The 18,292-nt window shown below is 69.7% G+C and carries 19 protein-coding genes; 8 read left to right on the forward strand and 11 right to left on the reverse strand.

Going from position 1 to position 18,292, the window contains the following annotated elements; genetic code table 11:
• The first annotated feature begins 143 nt into the window (after positions 1-143).
• Positions 144-1,046 carry a hypothetical protein gene (locus AB0L97_RS14730; protein WP_355078807.1) on the forward strand — a complete coding sequence of 301 codons (903 nt, stop codon included), beginning with the start codon at positions 144-146 and terminating at the stop codon, positions 1,044-1,046.
• Between the two features lie 6 nt (positions 1,047-1,052).
• Here AB0L97_RS14730 and AB0L97_RS14735 read toward each other — a convergent pair whose 3' ends face one another.
• Positions 1,053-1,718, reverse strand: coding sequence for a response regulator transcription factor (locus AB0L97_RS14735; RefSeq protein ID WP_039799687.1), 666 nt, complete (start codon positions 1,716-1,718; stop codon positions 1,053-1,055).
• 315 nt (positions 1,719-2,033) lie between these two features.
• Complete coding sequence (locus AB0L97_RS14740) at positions 2,034-3,263, reverse strand: histidine kinase (protein ID WP_364429281.1); 1,230 nt, start codon at positions 3,261-3,263, stop codon at positions 2,034-2,036.
• 167 nt (positions 3,264-3,430) lie between these two features.
• Between AB0L97_RS14740 and AB0L97_RS14745 the strand changes: the two genes are divergently transcribed.
• Genes AB0L97_RS14745 through AB0L97_RS14755 form a run of 3 tightly spaced genes read left to right on the forward strand, consistent with a single transcriptional unit; the run spans position 3,431 to position 6,088 of the window.
• Positions 3,431-4,225: a hypothetical protein gene (locus AB0L97_RS14745; protein ID WP_364429284.1), complete on the forward strand. Its 795-nt coding sequence runs from the start codon at positions 3,431-3,433 to the stop codon at positions 4,223-4,225.
• A complete protein-coding gene (locus tag AB0L97_RS14750) occupies positions 4,222-5,586 on the forward strand; it encodes an alpha/beta-hydrolase family protein (protein ID WP_364429287.1) in 1,365 nt (454 codons plus the stop codon). The genes AB0L97_RS14745 and AB0L97_RS14750 overlap by 4 nt, the downstream gene beginning before the upstream one ends.
• 55 nt (positions 5,587-5,641) lie before the next feature.
• Complete coding sequence (locus tag AB0L97_RS14755) at positions 5,642-6,088, forward strand: SRPBCC domain-containing protein (RefSeq protein WP_364429290.1); 447 nt, start codon at positions 5,642-5,644, stop codon at positions 6,086-6,088.
• Positions 6,089-6,197: 109 nt separating this feature from the next.
• On the opposite strand, the gene AB0L97_RS14760 is transcribed toward AB0L97_RS14755, so the two are convergent.
• Positions 6,198-6,785, reverse strand: coding sequence for a TetR/AcrR family transcriptional regulator (locus AB0L97_RS14760; RefSeq protein ID WP_364429293.1), 588 nt, complete (start codon positions 6,783-6,785; stop codon positions 6,198-6,200).
• 108 nt (positions 6,786-6,893) lie between these two features.
• Between AB0L97_RS14760 and AB0L97_RS14765 the strand changes: the two genes are divergently transcribed.
• On the forward strand, positions 6,894-7,796 hold the full coding sequence (locus tag AB0L97_RS14765; protein WP_364429296.1) for an SDR family NAD(P)-dependent oxidoreductase: 903 nt from the start codon (positions 6,894-6,896) through the stop codon (positions 7,794-7,796).
• Positions 7,797-7,858: 62 nt separating this feature from the next.
• Here the strand turns inward: AB0L97_RS14765 and gatA are convergent, their stop codons facing one another.
• Positions 7,859-9,352 carry an Asp-tRNA(Asn)/Glu-tRNA(Gln) amidotransferase subunit GatA gene (gatA, locus tag AB0L97_RS14770; RefSeq protein WP_364429299.1) on the reverse strand — a complete coding sequence of 498 codons (1,494 nt, stop codon included), beginning with the start codon at positions 9,350-9,352 and terminating at the stop codon, positions 7,859-7,861.
• Positions 9,349-9,648, reverse strand: a complete 300-nt coding sequence (gene gatC / locus AB0L97_RS14775; protein ID WP_067797657.1) for an Asp-tRNA(Asn)/Glu-tRNA(Gln) amidotransferase subunit GatC — start codon at positions 9,646-9,648, stop codon at positions 9,349-9,351. Before gatC ends, gatA begins: the two co-directional genes overlap by 4 nt.
• A 315-nt stretch (positions 9,649-9,963) precedes the next feature.
• Between gatC and AB0L97_RS14780 the strand changes: the two genes are divergently transcribed.
• Positions 9,964-10,614 carry an amino acid-binding protein gene (locus AB0L97_RS14780; protein WP_355078799.1) on the forward strand — a complete coding sequence of 217 codons (651 nt, stop codon included), beginning with the start codon at positions 9,964-9,966 and terminating at the stop codon, positions 10,612-10,614.
• Positions 10,615-10,654: 40 nt separating this feature from the next.
• Here the strand turns inward: AB0L97_RS14780 and AB0L97_RS14785 are convergent, their stop codons facing one another.
• From AB0L97_RS14785 to AB0L97_RS14795, 3 genes are read right to left on the reverse strand one after another with little or no spacing between them, the layout of a single operon-like run.
• Positions 10,655-11,188: a GNAT family N-acetyltransferase gene (locus tag AB0L97_RS14785; RefSeq protein ID WP_364429303.1), complete on the reverse strand. Its 534-nt coding sequence runs from the start codon at positions 11,186-11,188 to the stop codon at positions 10,655-10,657.
• Between the two features lie 41 nt (positions 11,189-11,229).
• On the reverse strand, positions 11,230-11,553 hold the full coding sequence (locus AB0L97_RS14790; protein WP_355078797.1) for a hypothetical protein: 324 nt from the start codon (positions 11,551-11,553) through the stop codon (positions 11,230-11,232).
• A gap of 19 nt (positions 11,554-11,572) precedes the next feature.
• Positions 11,573-12,817, reverse strand: a complete 1,245-nt coding sequence (locus tag AB0L97_RS14795) for an ATP-binding protein (protein WP_364429307.1) — start codon at positions 12,815-12,817, stop codon at positions 11,573-11,575.
• 223 nt (positions 12,818-13,040) lie between these two features.
• Between AB0L97_RS14795 and AB0L97_RS14800 the strand changes: the two genes are divergently transcribed.
• Positions 13,041-13,589, forward strand: a complete 549-nt coding sequence (locus AB0L97_RS14800) for a Uma2 family endonuclease (protein ID WP_364429311.1) — start codon at positions 13,041-13,043, stop codon at positions 13,587-13,589.
• Positions 13,590-13,698: 109 nt separating this feature from the next.
• Positions 13,699-14,052, forward strand: a complete 354-nt coding sequence (locus tag AB0L97_RS14805; protein ID WP_157170886.1) for a hypothetical protein — start codon at positions 13,699-13,701, stop codon at positions 14,050-14,052.
• On the opposite strand, the gene AB0L97_RS14810 is transcribed toward AB0L97_RS14805, so the two are convergent.
• From AB0L97_RS14810 to ligA, 3 genes are all read right to left on the reverse strand, one after another.
• The gene (locus AB0L97_RS14810) at positions 14,039-15,085 is read right to left on the reverse strand and encodes an S-adenosylmethionine:tRNA ribosyltransferase-isomerase (protein ID WP_364429316.1); all 1,047 of its coding nucleotides are present in this window, start codon (positions 15,083-15,085) and stop codon (positions 14,039-14,041) included. The genes AB0L97_RS14805 and AB0L97_RS14810 overlap by 14 nt on opposite strands.
• Positions 15,082-15,777, reverse strand: coding sequence for an SDR family NAD(P)-dependent oxidoreductase (locus AB0L97_RS14815; RefSeq protein WP_364429319.1), 696 nt, complete (start codon positions 15,775-15,777; stop codon positions 15,082-15,084). The genes AB0L97_RS14810 and AB0L97_RS14815 overlap by 4 nt, the downstream gene beginning before the upstream one ends.
• Positions 15,778-15,845: 68 nt before the next feature.
• Complete coding sequence (gene ligA, locus AB0L97_RS14820) at positions 15,846-17,960, reverse strand: NAD-dependent DNA ligase LigA (protein WP_364429323.1); 2,115 nt, start codon at positions 17,958-17,960, stop codon at positions 15,846-15,848.
• Positions 17,961-18,292: the final 332 nt, after the last annotated feature.

Genomic DNA, 18,292 nt, shown 5'->3' on the forward strand with positions numbered 1-18,292 from the left:
ATGTTCGAGACATCGTGCCGTCGACGCCGCCGCGCGCCGCGGTGATGTCTCTCGTCCGGTCACCGACCGGACGGGCCCGATGAGATATTTTGCACCGCCGTTCTACAGCGCGACGCGTCACCGGTGGTGGGGAGGACTCGGTGGTGAGGTCGACGGGATCCGCTTCGTCGTGTCGTTCGGTGCTGCGCGCCGCAGCGATGGTGGTGCTGCTCACGCTGACTTCGTGCACGCTGCTTCCCGGCAATCGGGCCGACACCGATCCCCCGGCGGTCGTCGTCGACACCGCGGGGGCGTGGCGGCCGCGGCTCGCCATATCCATGCCCGACTCGCTGGCCGCCGATTTCACCCAGTTACAACCCCAGCTCGGCGGACAGGTCGGCATGGCGATCATCCCCGTCGGCGGGGGCCGGATGACCGTCTTCGGCGACTGGGTCAGCGGCATCGCGTGGTCGACGATCAAGGTGCCGCTCGCGATCGCCGCGCTGCGGCACGACCCGCAGGAGGGCATCATCCACGACGTGGAGGCGGCCATCACGTGGTCGGACAACGACGCCGCGGAGGCGCTGTGGCAATCGCTCGGCGACGGGCTGGAAGCGGCCAAGGCGGTGCAGGACGTGATCGACGAGGCGGGCGACGCCACGACCGGGGTGGCGGGCCCGCGCACCACCTTGGACTACACCTCCTTCGGCGGCACCGAATGGACGCTGGCCAATCAAGCCCGCTTCGCCTCCCGGCTGCCGTGCCTGCCCGAGTCGTTCCAGGTCACCGAGCTGATGACGAAGATAACGCCCGAGCAGGCATGGGGTCTTGGCGTCCTGGAGGGCACGGCCTTCAAAGGCGGCTGGGGTCCCGACGACGACACCGGCGTCTACACCGTCCGCCAGTTCGGCCTGGTACCGGTGCGGTCCGGCATGGTCGCCGTCGCGCTGGCGGCGACGGCCGATTCCGGCAGCTTCGACGACTCCACCACCATCCTGAGCCGGATGGCGCGGATGCTCGGCGGTCATCTCGACGAACTGCGCGGCGGGTCCTGCCCGCCGATGTGACCCGGCTCAGCCCGGGGTGACCAAGCCGGTTTCGTAGGCCAGCACCACGGCTTGCGCCCGGTCGCGCAGATTCAGCTTCGAGAACACCTTGGAAACATGGGTTTTCACGGTTTGCTCGGCCACGAACAGGGTTTCGGCGATCTCGGAGTTCGACATGCCTTTCGCGATCAGTTCCAGCACTTCCCGCTCCCGGGGAGTCAGCGCGGACAGCTGCGGCGACGGCTTGGCGCGGGCAGCGCTGCGGCGGCGGGTGACGTCGGCGATGAGTCTGCGGGTGACCGTGGGCGCGAGCAGCGCCTGACCGTCGGCGACCACCCGCACCGCGCGGACCAGTTCCTCGGCGGGCGCGTCCTTGAGCAGGAACCCGCTGGCGCCGAGGCTCAGCGCCTCGTAGACGTAGTCGTCGATGTCGAAGGTGGTGAGCATCAGTACGCGCACCGGCGGGTCGAACCCGGCCGCCAGGATGGCGCGGGCCGCGTCGAGCCCGTTCATCTCCGGCATACGCACATCCATCAGCACGACGTCCGGGCGCAGCCGCTTCGCCTCGGCCACCGCGACCTTGCCGTCCGCCGCGTCGCCCACCACGCTGATATCCGGCTGCGCGGCCAGCAGCGCCCCGAACCCCTGACGGACCATCGCCTGGTCGTCGGCGATCAACACCGTAATTGCCACCAGCTCACCCTAATTGCCCCGTACGACTGCGCGTCGCGCCGACCGGACGCACGAGCATGCCAGGGGCCCACTGTCCCGACTGTGCATCGACGGGCACGCTCGGCCCGTGTCCGAGGCCAGCACATCTGATCGCCGCTCGGGCGCTGCGGCCACGGTCTGCTCTGATGCGATGTCTCGACACCGCTCAACTCCCGATTCGGTGTCGTGCCCGGCAGCCTCGGGTGCTTTGTGCAACGGCGGCACGTGCCTTCCGTCGCTGCCTCCGATCGGCATCCGCAGGAACCCGCAGCGCACTGCGCATCCTCCCGGCGGTGCTCAGCGTCCTGGTTCGCCGTGCAGCGCGCCTGCACCGACAACTGCGGCAGCCGCTTCAGGCACGGTAAGCGGGAAGCGCGCGTGGACCCGGAATCCGCCGTCCGTGCGCGGCCCCGCCGTCACCTCGCCGCCCACGGCCAGCGCTCGTGCCTGCATACCCGCGATGCCGTGGCCGCCGTTGCCGACCGTCCGGGCGGGCGTGGCCCCCGGCTCGTTCTCGACGTCGAGCAGCAGCTCCGCGTCGCGGGCGATGCGCACCTGGACCGGCGCGCCCGGGGCGTGCCGGGAGGCGTTGGACAGTGATTCCTGCACGACGCGGAACAAGGCGAGGCCGGTGGTCTCCGGGATCGTGTCCAGCGCACCCTCGACGGTCCACTCGATGCGGACACCAGCGCGGCGCGCGCCTTCGAACAGGCCGATCACGTCGGCCGCCTTCGGCTGGGGCGCGTGCTCGGGCAACTGGCCGTCGCTGCGCAGCACACCCAGCATGCCGCGGATCTCGTTGAGCGCTTCGCGCGCTGTGGCGCCGATCGACTCGAACTCGGCGCGCGCGGCCGGGGTGACGCCCTCGACCCGGTACGGCGCGGTCTGCGCCTGCACCACCACCAAGGACATGTGGTGGGCCACGACGTCGTGCAGATCGCGGGCGATGCGCGCCTTCTCCTCCAAGATGGCCCGGCGGGCCCGCTCGAGTTCGTTCTCCTCCTCCTGGCGCACCAGCTGCCGCCGCGACAGCGCCAGCCAGCGGACGAGCAGTCCGAACAGCACCAGCGCGCCCAGCGCGATCGGCCAGCCCCACGCGGCGTTCGCGAACGCTTCGCCCTCGCCGGGCATGGTGGTCGCGAACAGCAGGGCGGTCGCCGCCCAGGACACCGCCACGATCTGTCCCGGGGCGCGCAATGCCACCGCGAACAACAGCACCAGCACACAGAGCACGTGCACGACCTGGAACGGCAGGTCGTTGTTCGGCTGATGCGGGATCGCCAGCGCGATCACCAGCGCGGAGCCCGCCGAGATGGCCCAGCCCAGCGCCGGGTTGACCCGGACCAGCAGCACCGGGAACGCGGCGAGCGCCGCGATGAACGGCTGCGCCGCGGCGGGCACCGCGTGGGTCAGGTGCAGGGTCGGCCAGGCCACCGCGTACCAGATCAGCGCGACCAGCACCGTGCCCAGGTCGAACCAGGTCCGCGCGTCCAGCCGTCGCGTCCAGCCGCGACTTTCTCGGTTCATGCCTACGACACTAGGAACTCCCAGTTCACCGCGGCCTCATACCCACGGGTGATTTCCGCCCCGATACCCCGGTGTGAGGCGGCGCGGCGGCTCCCCCGGCGGCACGGCGCGCGAAACCTCCCCGGGCGTGAGGCGGGACCGGAAAGCCGGCCCCTAACGTCGTCGCCATGAGCACACCGACCAGCGCCGGGCGCGAGACCCGGTCCGCTTCGGCCGTAGGAGCCCGAAATCATTCCGCCGCAGCCTCTTCCGTCACCGCGCACACGCGACGCTACGCCGCGCTCACCGCGACCGCGCTGACCACCGTGGCGGCGACGGTCTTCCTCTCCCCCGCCCCGCAGGCCGCCGCGGCGGCCGCGCCGATCGAGAGCCCGCAGGCGAGCGCCGCCGTCGCCGAGTTGGCCGCCGGTGGCCCCGACGCGCTCACCGCGATCCCGGCGGACTTCGTCGCGTCGTTCGGTTACCGGCCCAGCACGGTGGACGGTTTGCTGGTCGATCCGGACGGCGACTGCTCGTCCCCGGTGACGCTGCCCGCCGAGTTCGACACCGCGTGCAAGGCCCATGACCTCGGCTACGACCTGTTGCGCTACGCCGACCAGCGCGGCGAACCGCTGGGCCCGTGGGCGCGGCAGGCCCTCGACGCGTCGCTGGACCGGCAGATGCACCAGGCCTGCGCCACCCGCGTGGACCCGTTCTCCCGCGCCCGCTGCGATGCGATGGCATCGATCGCGAACACCGCGGTCGATCTGAACTCGCGGCGGCAGGATTACGGCGTACCGGTGGTCGAGCCCCTGTTCGACGCCGCCGAGTCCGACTCCGCGTCGAGCTGGAAGCTGCTCGGCGTGCTCGTCGCCGGAATCGCCGGTCTGAGCGCGGCTCTCGTCGTCCACAACCGGCGGCGTGGCTCCGGACTCGCGGATTGCCCGCCACCTGCGTCCGTCGCGGCAACGGTGCGGCGATGACGGCGTTCCCGAACCGCCGTCTCCGACTCCAGGCACGACCGCCGCGGATCGGCACCACACTCGGCATCGGGCTCGGCACACTGGCGTCGTTGGCCCCAGGTCTGCTCCCTCGCACACCGGGCGCGCAAGCCGTGCTGACCGGGCTCCTCGCGGCGCTGACGCTCGGCGTGGCCGGAACGCTGCGAATCATCGTGCGGCGACGCGGTTTCGACTTCGATCGGCACCATGCGTGGCTGCGGCTGCCCCTGCTGATCGCGATATCGGTGCTGGTGGTGGGAGCAGCGGCGAACGCGGGACACTGGCAGAACCGGCTGCGCGCCGCGATGGGCACGCCGCCGATCGGCGCCGACTACTGGGTGCGCTGCGCGCTCGGCGCGGCGCTGATCGTCGGGCTGTTCGCCGCCGCCACCCGCTCGATCGCCTGGTCTCGGCGGAAACTGGGCTGGTCGCGGAGCATCTCGCTGGCCGCCGTCGCGGCGGTGCTGCTGTACCTGGTCGGTGTGCCCGCGGTGGTCGGATGGCGGGAGGCGGCGTACGCGCGGGCCAACGCCGAGCTGGATCCCACTCTGGTGCGACCGGTTTCGCACGCCGGGTCGGGTAGCGCGGAGTCGGCGGTGAGCTGGACGTCGCTGGGCGCCGAGGGGCGCAAATTCGTGAGCGACGCGTCGGTGCGCGCCGTGCGGGTCTACGTCGGGGTGGCCTCCGCACCCGACCTGGACAGCCGCGTCGCGCTGGCGATCCGGGAACTGGAACGGTCGGGCGGCTTCGCGCGCTCGCACCTGGTCGTCACGGTGCCCACCGGATCGGGCTGGATCGACGCGAACGCCGTGGCGGGGTTCGATCGGCGCTTCGGCGGTGACGTGGCGCTGGTCGGGCTGCAATACTCCTATCTCCCGAGCTGGGCGACGTTCGTGTTCGGCCGGGAATCGGCGGTGACGGCCGCTCGCGCCTTGTTCACCGCCGTCGAGCGCCACATCCAAAGCCTGGCGCACAAGCCGAAGCTGTACCTGTACGGGCAGAGCCTGGGCGCTCTGGGCGGCAACGCCGTCTTCGCCGACGACGCCGAGCAGGACGACCGAACCTGCGCGGTTCTTTGGGCGGGTCCACCGGCCGACAATGTCCACCGCGCCGGCGCGACCGTGCTGGCAAATAGCTCGGATCCGGTGATCCACTGGTCGCTTTCCCAGCTGTGGCGCGCGCCCGACCTGACCGGCGCCCGCGTCGACGCTCCGGTTCCGCAATGGCTTCCGGTGCTCAGCTTCGCGCAGACCACCGCCGATCTGCTCGCCGCGCTGCACGCTCCGCCGGGCCACGGCCACCGGTACGGCCAGGATCAAGGGACGGCGATGGGCTCGTGCTGAGCTGTTCGGCACGCCACTCGCCCGCGACCGCCATAGAACATGTTCTAATTTCTTCATGGCCTTCGTCATCGACCTCGCCGCCGACATCGACGCCCCAGCCGACCTGGTGTGGCAGGTGATCACCGACTTCCCGCGCTACGGCGAATGGAATCCCTTCGTCACGGAGTGCCGCAGTTCGCTGGTGCCCGGCGAGCCGATCGACATGCTCGTCCAGGTCTCCGGCTCGAAGCCGCGCAAGCAGCGGGAATGGATCCGCTCGCACACCCGGGGCCGCGAGCTGAGTTACGCGATGAAACCCGTACCCCTGGGCGCGCTGCACAGCCTGCGCTCCCACATCGTGACGCCGCTTCCGGACAACCGCACTCGCTACGAATCCCATTTCGAACTCGGCGGATGGCTGCATCCCGTGGTCGTCGCATCGCTGGGCAAGAATCTGCGCCGGGGTTTCGAGGGCATGACCGACGGCATCCAGAAGCAGGCCGAATCGCTGCGCGCTTCCTGACGATGGAAACCCTCGGGCGCCGAACGACTTCCTTGTTGCCGAACCGGCCTGCTGGAGTCGGACGGCGTCGGAGTCCAGGCGACTGGAAACCGAGTCGGACCGGACGGATTCACGCGCGCAGATAGGCCAGCGCGGCGTCGAGCGCGGCGTCGGCGTAGGCCTGGGTGAGGCCACCGAGCCCGAGGGACCACCGCATCTGCACCGGACCGAGCAGCAGATCGATGGCGAGCTCGAGATCCAGATCCGCGCGCACTTCGCCTGCGGCGACGGCGGCGGCCAAGCGGTCGGCGACAGCGGCGCGCTGGGGCAGCAGCAAACGCTCACGGTAGGCGGCGCCCAACTCGGCGTCCTGCTGGATCTCGATGTACATCGCGCGGAGGAAGGATTCGAACCCGGGATCGGTCAGCGCGACGATCGAACCGCGCAGCAACCGGCGCAGATCGGCGGCGATGTCGCCGGTGTCGGGTAGCGCCGGACCCTCCGGCCCCGAATCGGCTTCGAGCATGGCATCGAACACCACCGCCCCCTTCGACGGCCACCAGCGGTAGATCGTCTGCTTGCCGACACCCGCACGGGCCGCGATGGCCTCGATGCCCAGCTTCGCGTAGGACACCTCACGGATCAGCTCGGCGGTCGCGGCGAGTATCGCCGCACGGGAGCGCTCGCTGCGGCGCGCGGCGGCGGGAGTCTCGGGCATGCCGTCACGGTAGCAGATGACGAGACGAAACGTCTCGTCTTGACAAGGCGCGAGCGACTTGGCACGGTATCCGACGAGACGGAGCGTCTCGCGACGAAAGGATCACCCATGACCAGAACGTGGTTCATCACCGGGGCAGGCCGCGGACTCGGCCGCGCCTTCACGACGGCCGCGCTCGCCGAGGGGGATCGCGTCGTCGCGACCGCCAGAAACCCGGAGGCCCTCGCGGGCATTGCCGACGACCGTCTCACCGTGTTGCCCTTGGACGTTCGCGACCGCGCCGGCGTGATCGCCACCGTGGACAAGGCGTTCGCGCTGACGGGCACGATCGATGTGCTGGTGAACAACGCGGGTTACGGCTTGGTCGGCGCCGTGGAGGAACTGACCGAGACGCAGATCCGCGACCAGATGGACACCAACTTCTTCGGCGCCCTCTGGGTTTCCCAAGCGGCGGCGCCCCATCTGCGCACGCAGGGTTCGGGGCACATCGTGCAGATCTCCACGGTCGGGGCCGTGGGCAGTCTGCCCCTGTTCGGGCTGTACAACGCGAGCAAGTGGGCACTGGAGGGATTCAGCGCCTCGCTCGCGGACGAACTGCGCCCCTTCGGCATCCGGGTCACGCTCGCGCAGATGGGCGGCTTCGACACCGACTGGGCCAAGTCGAGCATGCGATTCGCCAGCGGCATTCCCGCCTATGCGCCGGTACGTAACGCCATCCTGGGCATGCCGGACTACCCGGCCGAGGCGACCGGAACGGAGTCGACCGAAGCCGAGCCGGCGAACACACCGAACGAGCCCGCCGCCCCGGTCGAATCGGGCGCCGACACCGAGTCCGAGTGGATCGAAGCGCCTCCGGAGGTCGGCGCCGCGGGTCTGATCGAGTTGGTGAACATGCGGAACCCGCCGCTACGCAAGATCATCGGGCCTGGCGCGCACCAGATGGTCGCGCTCGCGTTGGATCAACGCCGCGCCGACTACGCCGGCGACCCCGAATTCACCTGGCCCGCCTGATTGTTCACCGAGCCGCCCGGCACCGCGGGTGCGGTGAGCCGAGCGGCTCGGGGTGCGAAATATCAGGCGACGGGACCGCGGGCGGCCTCGTAGGCCGCGCCCACCCGGTAGAGGCGATCGTCGGCGAGGGCGGGGGCCATGATCTGGAGGCCGACGGGCATGCCGTCGTCCTTGCTCAGCCCGGAGGGGACCGACATGGCGGGGTGACCGGCCAGATTGGTCGGGAGGGTGCACAGGTCAGACAGGTACATGGCCAGCGGATCGTCGACCTTCTCGCCCAGCTTCCACGGCGTGAACGGGCTGGTCGGCGAGACGAGCACGTCGACCTGCTCGTAGGCCTTGTCGAAGTCGCGGGCGATCAGCGTGCGCACCTTCAGCGCCTGGCCGTAGTAGGCGTCGTAGTAACCCGCCGACAGCGCGTAGGTGCCGATCATGATGCGCCGCTTGACCTCGGGGCCGAACCCGGCCGCGCGCGTGGCCGCCATGACCTGCTCGGCGCTGTGCTGACCGTCGTCGGCGACGCGCAGGCCGTAGCGCATCGCGTCGAACCGCGCGAGGTTCGACGACACCTCCGACGGCATCACCAAGTAGTAGGAAGACAGCGCGTATTCGAAGTGCGGACAGGACACTTCGATCACTTCGGCGCCGAGATCCTTCAGCACCGCCACGGCGGCGTCGAAGGAGGCGAGCACGCCGGGCTGGTAGCTGTCGGAGTGCAGTTCCTTCACCACGCCGATCTTGACGCCGCGCAGATCGCCCTGCGCCCCGGCGCGCGCGGCGGCCACCACCGGCGGCACCGGCACGTCGCGCGAGGTGGAGTCGCGCGGGTCGTATCCGGCGATCACCTCGTGCAGCAGCGCCGTGTCCAGCACCGTTCGACCGCACGGACCGCCCTGGTCCAGCGACGACGCGCACGCGACCAGGCCGAAGCGCGACACCGTGCCATAGGTGGGTTTGGTGCCGACGGTGGCGGTGACGGCTGCGGGCTGGCGGATCGATCCGCCGGTGTCGGTGCCGATGGCCAGCGGGGCCTGGTGCGAGGCCAGCGCCGCCGCGGAGCCGCCGCCCGAACCGCCCGGGATGCGGGTGGTGTCCCACGGGTTGCGGGTGGGACCGTAGGCGGAGTTCTCGGTGGAGGAGCCCATGGCGAACTCGTCCATGTTGGTCTTGCCGAGGATCGGGATGCCCGCCGCGCGCAACCGCGTGGTGAGGGTCGCGTCGTACGGCGACACCCAACCCTCGAGGATCTTCGACGCACAGGTGGTGGGCATGTCCGTGGTGGTGAACACGTCCTTGAGCGCCAACGGAACTCCGGCCAGCGGCGAGGCGGGCTCGGCGCCGGAGGCGATCGCGGCGTCCACCGCGGCCGCGGCCTCTAGCGCCTGCTCTCCCGCGACGTGCAGGAAGGCGTGGTACTCGCCGTCGACCGCGGCGATCCGGTCCAGGTGCGCCTGGGTGACCTCGACCGAGGACAGCTCGCGGCCGTGGATCTTGTCGGCAAGCTCGGCCGCCGACAGCGTCGTCAAGACGGAATCGTGATGCGATGCCGCGCTCATTCGCCCTCCCCCAGAATCTGCGGCACCATGAACCGCTGCTCGTCCACGGCGGGCGCGCCCGACAGCGCCTCCCGCGGGGTCAGGCCCGGCACCACCTCGTCGGGACGGGTCACATTGGTCGCCGGGTTCGGCGACGCCGTAGCCGGGACGTCGGCGGCGGCTACCTCGGAAATGGTCCGCACGTGGCTCAGGATCGAATCCAGCTGTCCGGCGAACTGATCCAGTTCCGCGTCGGACAGCGCGAGCCGGGACAGCCGGGCGAGGTGTGCGACCTCGTCGCGGGAGATGGCGGGCACCGCGGGACCCCTTTCGGCTTCGTTATCAACAGTGCTCAACCCACACAGCCTAGCCACCGGGGACCGGGTCACCACCCGGCACCCGGGCTTCGTCGGCGCGGCGGAGGAACCATCGCCCAGCAGGCCCCCGGCAACCCCCTCCGGCGCGCGACACGGCCGCTCGGACTAGCCCGACACGCCGGTTTCGCGCGAATTCATCGAGTGGCGCGCGTCACTCGCCGGTCTTCGACTCGATAACCGGCCGTAAGGGGTGTAAGTATTGCGTCACCCGGGTATCCGTTCAGAGCCTCGGCCGCCCTAAGAAAGGAAACGCACGTGTCGTATCTGCTCCGCGTGCAACTTCCGGATCGACCGGGAAGCCTCGGTGCGCTCGCCCTCGCACTCGGCTCCGTCGGTGCCGACATCCTCTCGCTGGACGTGGTCGAGCGCGGCGCGGGCTACGCCGTCGACGATCTGGTCGTCGAGGTGCCCTCCGGCGCACTCCCCGACACCCTCATCACCGCCGCCGAATCGATCGGCGACGTGCACGTGGACTCGATCCGCCCGTACTCCGGCGTGCTCGACACCCATCGCGAGCTCGAACTCATCGATCACGTGGCCAGCGCTCGCGACGACCGGATGCAGGTGCTGGTGGACGGTGTGCCGCGGGTGCTGCGGGTCGGCTGGAGCACGATCATCGACATCGGGCCGCACGGCGCCTACCGGGTGGTCGGCAGCCCGAGTGCGCCACAGACACAAGCGGGTTCGGCACCGTGGATGCCGCTCGAGAAGCCGACGGTGCTCGACCCCGAAGCCGACTGGGTGCCCGAGATCTGGCGGGACATGGACACCAAACTCGCCGCCGCTCCGCTCGGCAACACCGGCAAGGTCCTGCTGCTCGGCAGGCCGGGCGGCCCCGACTTCCGGCCCTCCGAGGTGGCCCGGCTCGGCTACCTCGCCGGGATAGTCGCCACCGTCCTCGGCTGATTCACAAGCGGCGCAGCGGATTCCGCGCCACGGACGCTACCTAGGCGGAATCGCCAGAAGGGCCGAGCGGTAGCCGGAGCACATGCAGCAGCTCCCCCGCGGGAGTACGCCAGTCCCGGCTCGGTACGGGGAGGAAGCCGAAGCGATCGTATATCCGCCGGGCGTCGACCATGGCGGCCATGGTGGTGAGGGCGACCGCCGCGCAACCTTCCGCGCGGGCGAGATCCAGCACGGTGCGCACCAGTGCCGTCCCAGCGCCGAGTCCGCGCGCGGTCTTCGCGACGGCGAGCATGCGGAACTCGAGTTCACCCGGCAGCGCGATCTCCGCGTACGGATTACCCGCGGGTGCGACCGTCAGCGAGCCGACGATCCGGCCCGCGTGCGTGGCGACCAGGACCCGGGCCGAGGCGGCGCGGCGGGCGGTGTCGGCCAGCTCGCCCGCGTACCAGCTGCCCGCTTCCACGTAGCTTTCGCCGACGTAGACCTCCACCGTCAACTCGCCGATCGTCGCGTACTCCTCGGGCCGCGCCGCCCGGACGACGACACCCGCGTCCCGCTCATCCATATCCGGCATGATGCCATCGACCATAGTGTGGGCTACGGCACGGCGACCGCTCAGCCGGGACGAGAAATCTGCCAGCGGTCGGGCTTGCCCGCCGGATACACGACGGTGAGCAGGTCGCCGATCGACGGCCAGGAACTCGTGTCCCAGGCGAAACGGCCGTACACGACCTTGCCGGAGACGGAAGGACCGCTGAGATTCCCGGTGATGGTCACGTACTGTTCGCCCGTCGCGTCGGGGCGCGGGCTCACACCGGTGACGTACAGCGTCCCCTCCTCCGGGTTCGCCGGGCGGTAGCCCCGCTTGCCGCGGATGGTGAACACGATCAGCGACACCAGCACCGCGGTCAGGGTTACCAGCGCGACGAACTCCAACATGCCCCCATGCTAAGTCGCGTCACACCGGCGTGAGCTCGCTGGCGCCCTGAGCCGTGCGCCGGACCTGCCAGACCGATGTGCGGGTGCGTTGCGATCGTCCGTTGCCCCGATCGATCAGCGTCCGATTGTTCGTGGTGAAGATCAACTGCGCCCCGCGCGCATTCGTCTCCGGATTCTGGAACAGCTGGATCAACCGATCGGTCTCCTCCGCGGGCAGGCACGCGCCGATGTCGTCGACGGCGAGTACACGGCCCTCGTCCAGCGCGTCGAGCATGGCGGGCAGGACCCGCAGCAACGACAGCGTTGCGGAGGATTCGTCGCCGATGCCGAACGGGGCGTCGATGCCGTCGTGCACCAGGCTCAGGCCGACACCGCGCCGGGCCACCATGCGCGTGTACAAGGCGTCGCGCGCGGCCTTCAGATTGGTCAGCTCACGTTCGAGCAGCACCGGGGTCAGGCCGTTGTCGCGAAGCAATTGGTCGGCGTGGCCGGGCGAGGAGGCGCACAAATCGATCTGCTTGCCCAGACCGGCGATGTCGGCGTCCAGATCACGCAGGTAGTCGGCGTACAACGGGTCGTGTTCGGCGACGAGCAGGTCGGTGATGCCCAACTCGGCCGTGCGCAGCAGCATCAGCAGCCGCGCCGCGTTGTCCGGGGATCGGGAGATGTGACTGCCCAGCCGATGGGCGATGGCGTCGGGTTCGGAGGGACCGCGCTGCACTTCGAGCATGGAATCGAACCAGCGGTAGGCGGGCACGAGCGCGTCGGAATACATCTGACCGGCGAGGCTGAGCAGCAACGCGTTCGGACGAACCAGCGGAGCCAGCGCGGTGATACCGTAGCGCGCGGCCTCGAACATCGGGCCGATCTTGATCTGTTCCCCGTTGCGCTCGAAGACGATTCGCTTGCGCGAGCGCGGATGGGTGTGCAGCCATTCCGCCGTCACGTCGGCGTTGTCCAGCCGGAACCCGTAGGTATACGGCACGCCCTCGGCGACGAACGCCGCCACGAACTCCGAAGGCCGGTCCGGGAATCCGAGATGCGGCGCCCGCACCGGGCCCGCGTACGGGTCCCACCCGGTCACCGAGTGCAACACCGCGTCACGCATCTGCCCGAGCGCATCGATCAGGTTCGTCTTGCCCGCAGCGGCGCCGCCGTGCACGGCGGTCACCGGCACCGCCACCGGCCCGCTTCCTCTGGTGAGCCGCAACTCCTGCTCGTCGGCCAGCGATCTGTGATTGGTCACCTGAAAACTGCGCAGCATGCCGCCATACTTCCGTCTGTGGCATGGGTAGGCGACATCAGGCCGGTAGCGTCCGCGATCCGCGCCTGATCTCGCCCCACGTCGGCGACACGCGCACCGAGCCCACACACAGTTCGCCGAAGGCTCGAACGTCCTCCCTCTCTTTGTTCGATCACGAGCATTACCTGGGGGAACAGGTCTGCGACCGATGGCTGCGCGATCGGCGGCACGGTACCCTGATCGCATGACCGAGGCTTCGATCGCCTACCGCTGGACGCGCAGCGAGTTCCTGCGCGCGTGGGAGGCGGGCGCGTTCGACCATCGTGTCGAACTCGTCGAGGGGGAGGTATGGCCGGTGGTTATCGGGTCGTGGCACGGCCGAGCGGTGTTTCGCATCGCGCGGGAGCTTCCGACCAAGGGGGTCGAGGTGACCAGCGAGACGCTGCCCACCGCCCAGTCGCTACCCGATCCCGACTGCTGGGTACTGCGGGCAGACGCGGATCAGGTCGATTTGATCGGTTCGAAAATCGCTGTGTGGGATCCGGCTGATGTGCTCCTGGTCATCGAAATCTCCGACGAAACGGTGATGCAAGACCTCGGAGTCAAAGCGAAACTATATGGCCGCGCCGGGTATTCGACCTACTGGGTAGTCACGAGAACCGTGATCTACGAGCACACCGAACCGATACCCACGGGTTACCGGACTCGCAAAGAGTACCGGCCCGGCGACCACATCCCGGTCCGCTATGCGGACACCACCATCGCCGTCGACACCCTGCTGTTTCCGGAGTAGCTCGACAGCAGTCGCCAGGACAGCAGGCGTGATAGCGGGTTAGCATGCCTGCACGCTGCGGTCTTGCCGCGGCGTACTGCCGAAGTTGTTCGATGGGATGAGGGTAACGATGGGATCGACGGTTCGTCGCGTAGTGGTCGGAGGCTCCGCCGTCGCCGCGCTCGCGCTGGGCTCGCTGACCGTGGCGCCGGAGGCGGTGGCGGACGCGCCGTGTCCGGAGGGCACCGCACGCGTGTTCCTGGCCAACAGCACGAACACCTGCCAGGGCGGAGGGACGGTCAGCTACGACCCGCCCGGCGTGGTGTCGAAGGTGTGCTCGACGGCGAGCGCCGACGTGTCCGCCGAGGCGACGTTCAAGAATCGCCGCGGCAAGATCATCACCCAGAAGCTCGACCTGAGCGACGGCCGTTGCGGGCGATTCGACATCGCGGGCCAGCTGGGCGCCACGGTCACGGTCCACTGAGCGGGCCACGCCCGAACAGCAGAGCGCTGTCGCCGAACTCGTGCCACAGGTAGCCGGTGTCCACGGCGGCGGCATACGCGGCGGCGACGGTTTCCTCCCCCGCCACTGCTACCAGGAGATCCAGGTGTGACGCGCCGGGCGCGTGCCAACCGGTGATCAGACCATCCACCACACGAGCCGGTCGCCGTGCGCCGAGCACCAGGTCGGTCCACCCGCGCGACGCGTGGACCAGTCCCGCCGGGTCGGCGGCGGTCTCCAACGCCCGCGTCACCGTCGTGCCCACCGCGACGACCCGCCCGCCGGCGGCTTTCGTGTCGTTCACCAGCCGCGCCGTCGAGGCGGCAACGGCGAACCGTTCCGGGCTCGGCGGTTCCCCGGCCTCGGGCGAGGAGACGCCGGTATGCAGGGTGATCGGCGCGAGAGCAACCCCTGCGGTGATCAGATCCAACACCACACGCTCGGTGAACGGCCGTGCCGCGCTCGGCATTTCCGCGCTGCCCGGAACCCTGCCGAAGACCGTCGTGTAATAGGCCGCCGACCACCGCTGCGGCACATAGGCATACGTGATGGGGCGGCCGTGTGCGGCGAGCAACCCGAACACGTCGCCGGTGACGTCCGCACTCCAGAGACGACGTCCGCCGGGAAGCCAGGGCGCCCGCAGTGTGGCCGTCGCACCCGGCAATCGCAACACGGTCCCGGCCGAGAGCCGCTCGGGCGGATAGGGAGTGCGCTCGGTGGTCCGGACCTCGACCACCCAGCGGCCGTCGTCCAGCCAGGTGGAGAAATGCAGCACGACCGGCTCGCCGTCCATCGTGGCGTCGACCGCCGACGACATGGTCGCCGAGTTGTTCACCACCAAAAGGTCGCCCGGGCGCAGGCGGTCGGGCAGCTCTCGGAATCGGGCGTGCGTCAGACCGTCCTCGACGACGAGCAAACGGACCTCGTCGCGCGCCATCCCTCTCGCCTCGGGCGGGAGGGTGGCGTTGCGATCCGGGGACAGATCGAAGAACGGCAGTTCGGTCCGCACCGTCATGACGCCCGCCCGGCCACGAAATCCGCGGCGGCATAACGCCCGCTCTTCGGCTTCTCGGCGAGCAACCGCAGCAGCGCGGGCACTACTGTCGCGGGCTCGGGCCGGTCGGAGATGTCGACGCCGGGAAACGCGGCCTGATGCATCTCGGTACGCATGTCGCCGGGATCGAACGCGTAGATGGACAGGCCCGGATGTTCCGCACCGAGGATCGCCGTGAGCTGGTCGAGCGCTGCCTTCGACGAACCGTATCCACCCCACGTGGGATACGGCTCAACCGCGGCGTCGGAGCTGATGTTCACCACAACGCCGTCCGGCCGCAGCAGCGGCAGCACGATGCGCAGAATCGCCAGTGGCGCGACCACATTCGTGCGCAAGACGCGCTCGAACTCGTCGAGTGGATAGTCCGCGAGGCCCAGCAACGGACTCGGCCCGAGACGGCTGGCGTTGTTCACCACCAGGGCGAGTTCCCCCGCACCGCGCGCGGCGTCCGCCAACCTGGCGCGATCCGCCGGCTCCGTGACGTCGCCCGGGACCGCCTGGAACGACGGCCCGAGTTCGGCGGCCACCCGCGTCAACCGGTCGGCTCGACGCCCGGTCCCCAGCACCCGCCACCCTTGTTCGATCAGCGCCCGCGCGAGCGCAGCGCCGAATCCTGCCGATGCGCCGGTGATCAGTGCGGTAGGACGAGACATGATGACCTCCTGGTAGTCGCCTACCAGTCGATCCTCATACCTCAACGTATCTTCAGGTCAAGCGCCGATCACTCCTCGGCTTCGGCGTCCTCCGCGGCCGTCTCCGGCGTGACCGCCTCGGGACCACCGGCCAGCAGCCGCTGGAACCCCTCCTCGTCGAGAATCGGCACACCGAGTTCCTCCGCTTTGGCGGCCTTGGACCCCGGCGCGTCACCGATCACCACGAACGCGGTCTTCTTCGAAACCGAACTGGCCGCCTTGCCGCCGCGCACCAGGATCGCCTCCTTGGCGCCGTCGCGGGTGAAGCCTTGCAGCGAACCGGTCACCACGATGGACAGACCCTCCAAGTTGCGCTCGATGGATTCGTCCCGCTCGTCTTCCATCCGCACACCCGCGGCCCGCCATTTCGCCACCACGGCGCGGTGCCAGTCGACGGTGAACCACTCCGCCACCGCGGCCGCGATGGTAGGGCCCACGCCGTCGGCGGCGGCCAATTCCTCGACCGACGCCGCCTCGACGCGGTCCAGGCTGCCGAACTCGGCGGCGAGCGCCCGCGCCGCGGTGGGGCCGACGTGCCGGATGGACAGGCCGACCAGCACCCGCCACAGCGGCCGGTTCTTGACCGCGGCCAGGTTCTCCAGCAGCCGCTTGCCGTTGGCGGAGAGGCTGCCGTTCTTGTTGGCGTAGAGGGACGTGGTGAGCAGCGTCGCCTCGTCCAAGTCGAACAAGTCGCCCTCGTCGGTGATGGCGCCGGACTTCAGCAGATCGATCGCGCCTTCGTAACCGAGGGCCTCGATGTCGAAAGCGCCGCGGCCTGCCACGTGGTAGACGCGCTCGCGCAATTGGGCCGGGCAGAACTGCTGGTTCGGGCAGCGGATGTCGGCGTCGCCCTCCTTCTCGGGGCGCAGTTCGGTGCCGCATTCGGGACAGTGCGTCGGCATGACGAACTCGCGCGCGTCTTCGGGGCGCGCGTCCACCACCGGCCCCAGCACCTCGGGGATCACGTCACCCGCCTTGCGGATGGTGACCGTGTCGCCGATCAGCACGCCTTTGCGCTTGACCTCGGCCGCGTTGTGCAAGGTGGCCATCGCGACCGTCGACCCCGCGATCGACACCGGCTCCATCACCGCGAACGGCGTCACCCGCCCGGTGCGGCCGACGTTCACCTGGATGTTCAGCAGCTTGGTCGTCGCCTCCTCGGGCGGGTACTTGTAGGCGATCGCCCAGCGCGGAGCCCGCGAGGTGGAGCCGAGGCGGCGTTGCAGCGCGGTCTCGTCGACCTTGATCACCTGGCCGTCGATCTCGTGCTCGATGTCGTGCCGGTGCTCGCCCCAATACGCGACCCGCTCGATCACCGCGTCGATGCCCTGCACCCGTCTGGTGTGCTCGGACACCGGCAGGCCCCACGCGGCGAGCGCGCGGTACGCCTCGTATTGCGAGGTCGGCGTGTAGCCCTCGATCCGGCCGAAGCCGTGACAGATCATGCGCAGCCTGCGCCGCGCGGTGACCGACGGATCCTTCTGCCGCAGCGAACCGGCCGCGGTGTTGCGCGGGTTGGCGTAGGGCGGTTTGCCCTCGGCCACGATGGCGGCGTTGAGCGTCTCGAAATCCTCCAGCCGGAAGTACACCTCGCCGCGGACCTCCAGTAGTCGCGGGATCGGGAACTCGTCGCTGGGGTTCAGCTCGCCGGGGATGTCATCGATGGTGCGCGCGTTGAGCGTCACGTCTTCACCCGTGCGTCCGTCGCCTCGGGTGGCGCCACGGACCAGCCTGCCGTTCTCGTAGACCAGGTTCAGCGCGACGCCGTCGATCTTGACCTCGCACAGATAGTGCAGGTCCGGCCCGGTCTCCGCCTCCACCCGGGCGGCCCAGGCGCGTAGCTCGTCGACGTCGAACACGTTGTCCAGCGACAGCATCCGCTCGAGATGGTCGACGGCGGTGAAATCGGTCGCGAACCCACCGCCGACCAGCTGGGTCGGCGAGTCCGGCGTGCGCAGGTCCGGATGCTCGTCCTCCATGGCCTGCAACCGCCGCAACAGCGCGTCGAACTCGCCGTCGGAGATGATCGGCGCGTCCCGGACGTAGTAGCGGAACTGATGCTCACGCACCTCGTCCGCGAGTTGCTGCCAGTCCACCCGCTGCTCTGGCGTCGCCGGGGCCGCCGCGCTCTCGCTGTCACTCACCCATCGCACATTAGCGGAGGCCACCGACAGGGAGCCGCCGTGTTCGCGCACGTCGCCGCCCTGGCGGACACGAATTCCGGCCGGTCCGTTTCTCGGCGCGAGCACAGCGTTCCGGCGGCGTGGCGGCATCGACGCGCGGCATGCCCGTCTCGACGGTGTGGCGCCCACACCGGCAGATCGAGTTCGAGAGCTGTCATCCAGGCGAACAGACCTGACCCGAAGGCCCGGACAATATGATGACGAAGCCGAACCCACACATCATGGCGAGAACTCCGGAGCCGCTCGACAAGAATCGAAGTCGGCTGATCCGATGGCGATGAGCCGACAGATCA

The sequence above is a fragment of the Nocardia sp. NPDC051911 genome (assembly GCF_040681035.1).
Lineage (GTDB): Bacteria > Actinomycetota > Actinomycetes > Mycobacteriales > Mycobacteriaceae > Nocardia > Nocardia sichangensis.

Excerpts from the sequence above, each read along its gene's own strand:
- AB0L97_RS14740 (WP_364429281.1), bottom strand. The coding sequence starts at position 3,263 with ATGAACCGAGAAAGTCGCGGCTGGACGCGACGGCTGGACGCGCGGACC.
- AB0L97_RS14745 (WP_364429284.1), top strand. The coding sequence starts at position 3,431 with ATGAGCACACCGACCAGCGCCGGGCGCGAGACCCGGTCCGCTTCGGCC.
- AB0L97_RS14750 (WP_364429287.1), top strand. The coding sequence starts at position 4,222 with ATGACGGCGTTCCCGAACCGCCGTCTCCGACTCCAGGCACGACCGCCG.
- AB0L97_RS14755 (WP_364429290.1), top strand. The coding sequence starts at position 5,642 with ATGGCCTTCGTCATCGACCTCGCCGCCGACATCGACGCCCCAGCCGAC.
- AB0L97_RS14760 (WP_364429293.1), bottom strand. The coding sequence starts at position 6,785 with ATGCCCGAGACTCCCGCCGCCGCGCGCCGCAGCGAGCGCTCCCGTGCG.
- AB0L97_RS14765 (WP_364429296.1), top strand. The coding sequence starts at position 6,894 with ATGACCAGAACGTGGTTCATCACCGGGGCAGGCCGCGGACTCGGCCGC.
- gatA (WP_364429299.1), bottom strand. The coding sequence starts at position 9,352 with ATGAGCGCGGCATCGCATCACGATTCCGTCTTGACGACGCTGTCGGCG.
- AB0L97_RS14785 (WP_364429303.1), bottom strand. The coding sequence starts at position 11,188 with ATGCCGGATATGGATGAGCGGGACGCGGGTGTCGTCGTCCGGGCGGCG.
- AB0L97_RS14790 (WP_355078797.1), bottom strand. The coding sequence starts at position 11,553 with ATGTTGGAGTTCGTCGCGCTGGTAACCCTGACCGCGGTGCTGGTGTCG.
- AB0L97_RS14795 (WP_364429307.1), bottom strand. The coding sequence starts at position 12,817 with ATGCTGCGCAGTTTTCAGGTGACCAATCACAGATCGCTGGCCGACGAG.
- AB0L97_RS14800 (WP_364429311.1), top strand. The coding sequence starts at position 13,041 with ATGACCGAGGCTTCGATCGCCTACCGCTGGACGCGCAGCGAGTTCCTG.
- AB0L97_RS14805 (WP_157170886.1), top strand. The coding sequence starts at position 13,699 with ATGGGATCGACGGTTCGTCGCGTAGTGGTCGGAGGCTCCGCCGTCGCC.
- AB0L97_RS14810 (WP_364429316.1), bottom strand. The coding sequence starts at position 15,085 with ATGACGGTGCGGACCGAACTGCCGTTCTTCGATCTGTCCCCGGATCGC.
- AB0L97_RS14815 (WP_364429319.1), bottom strand. The coding sequence starts at position 15,777 with ATGTCTCGTCCTACCGCACTGATCACCGGCGCATCGGCAGGATTCGGC.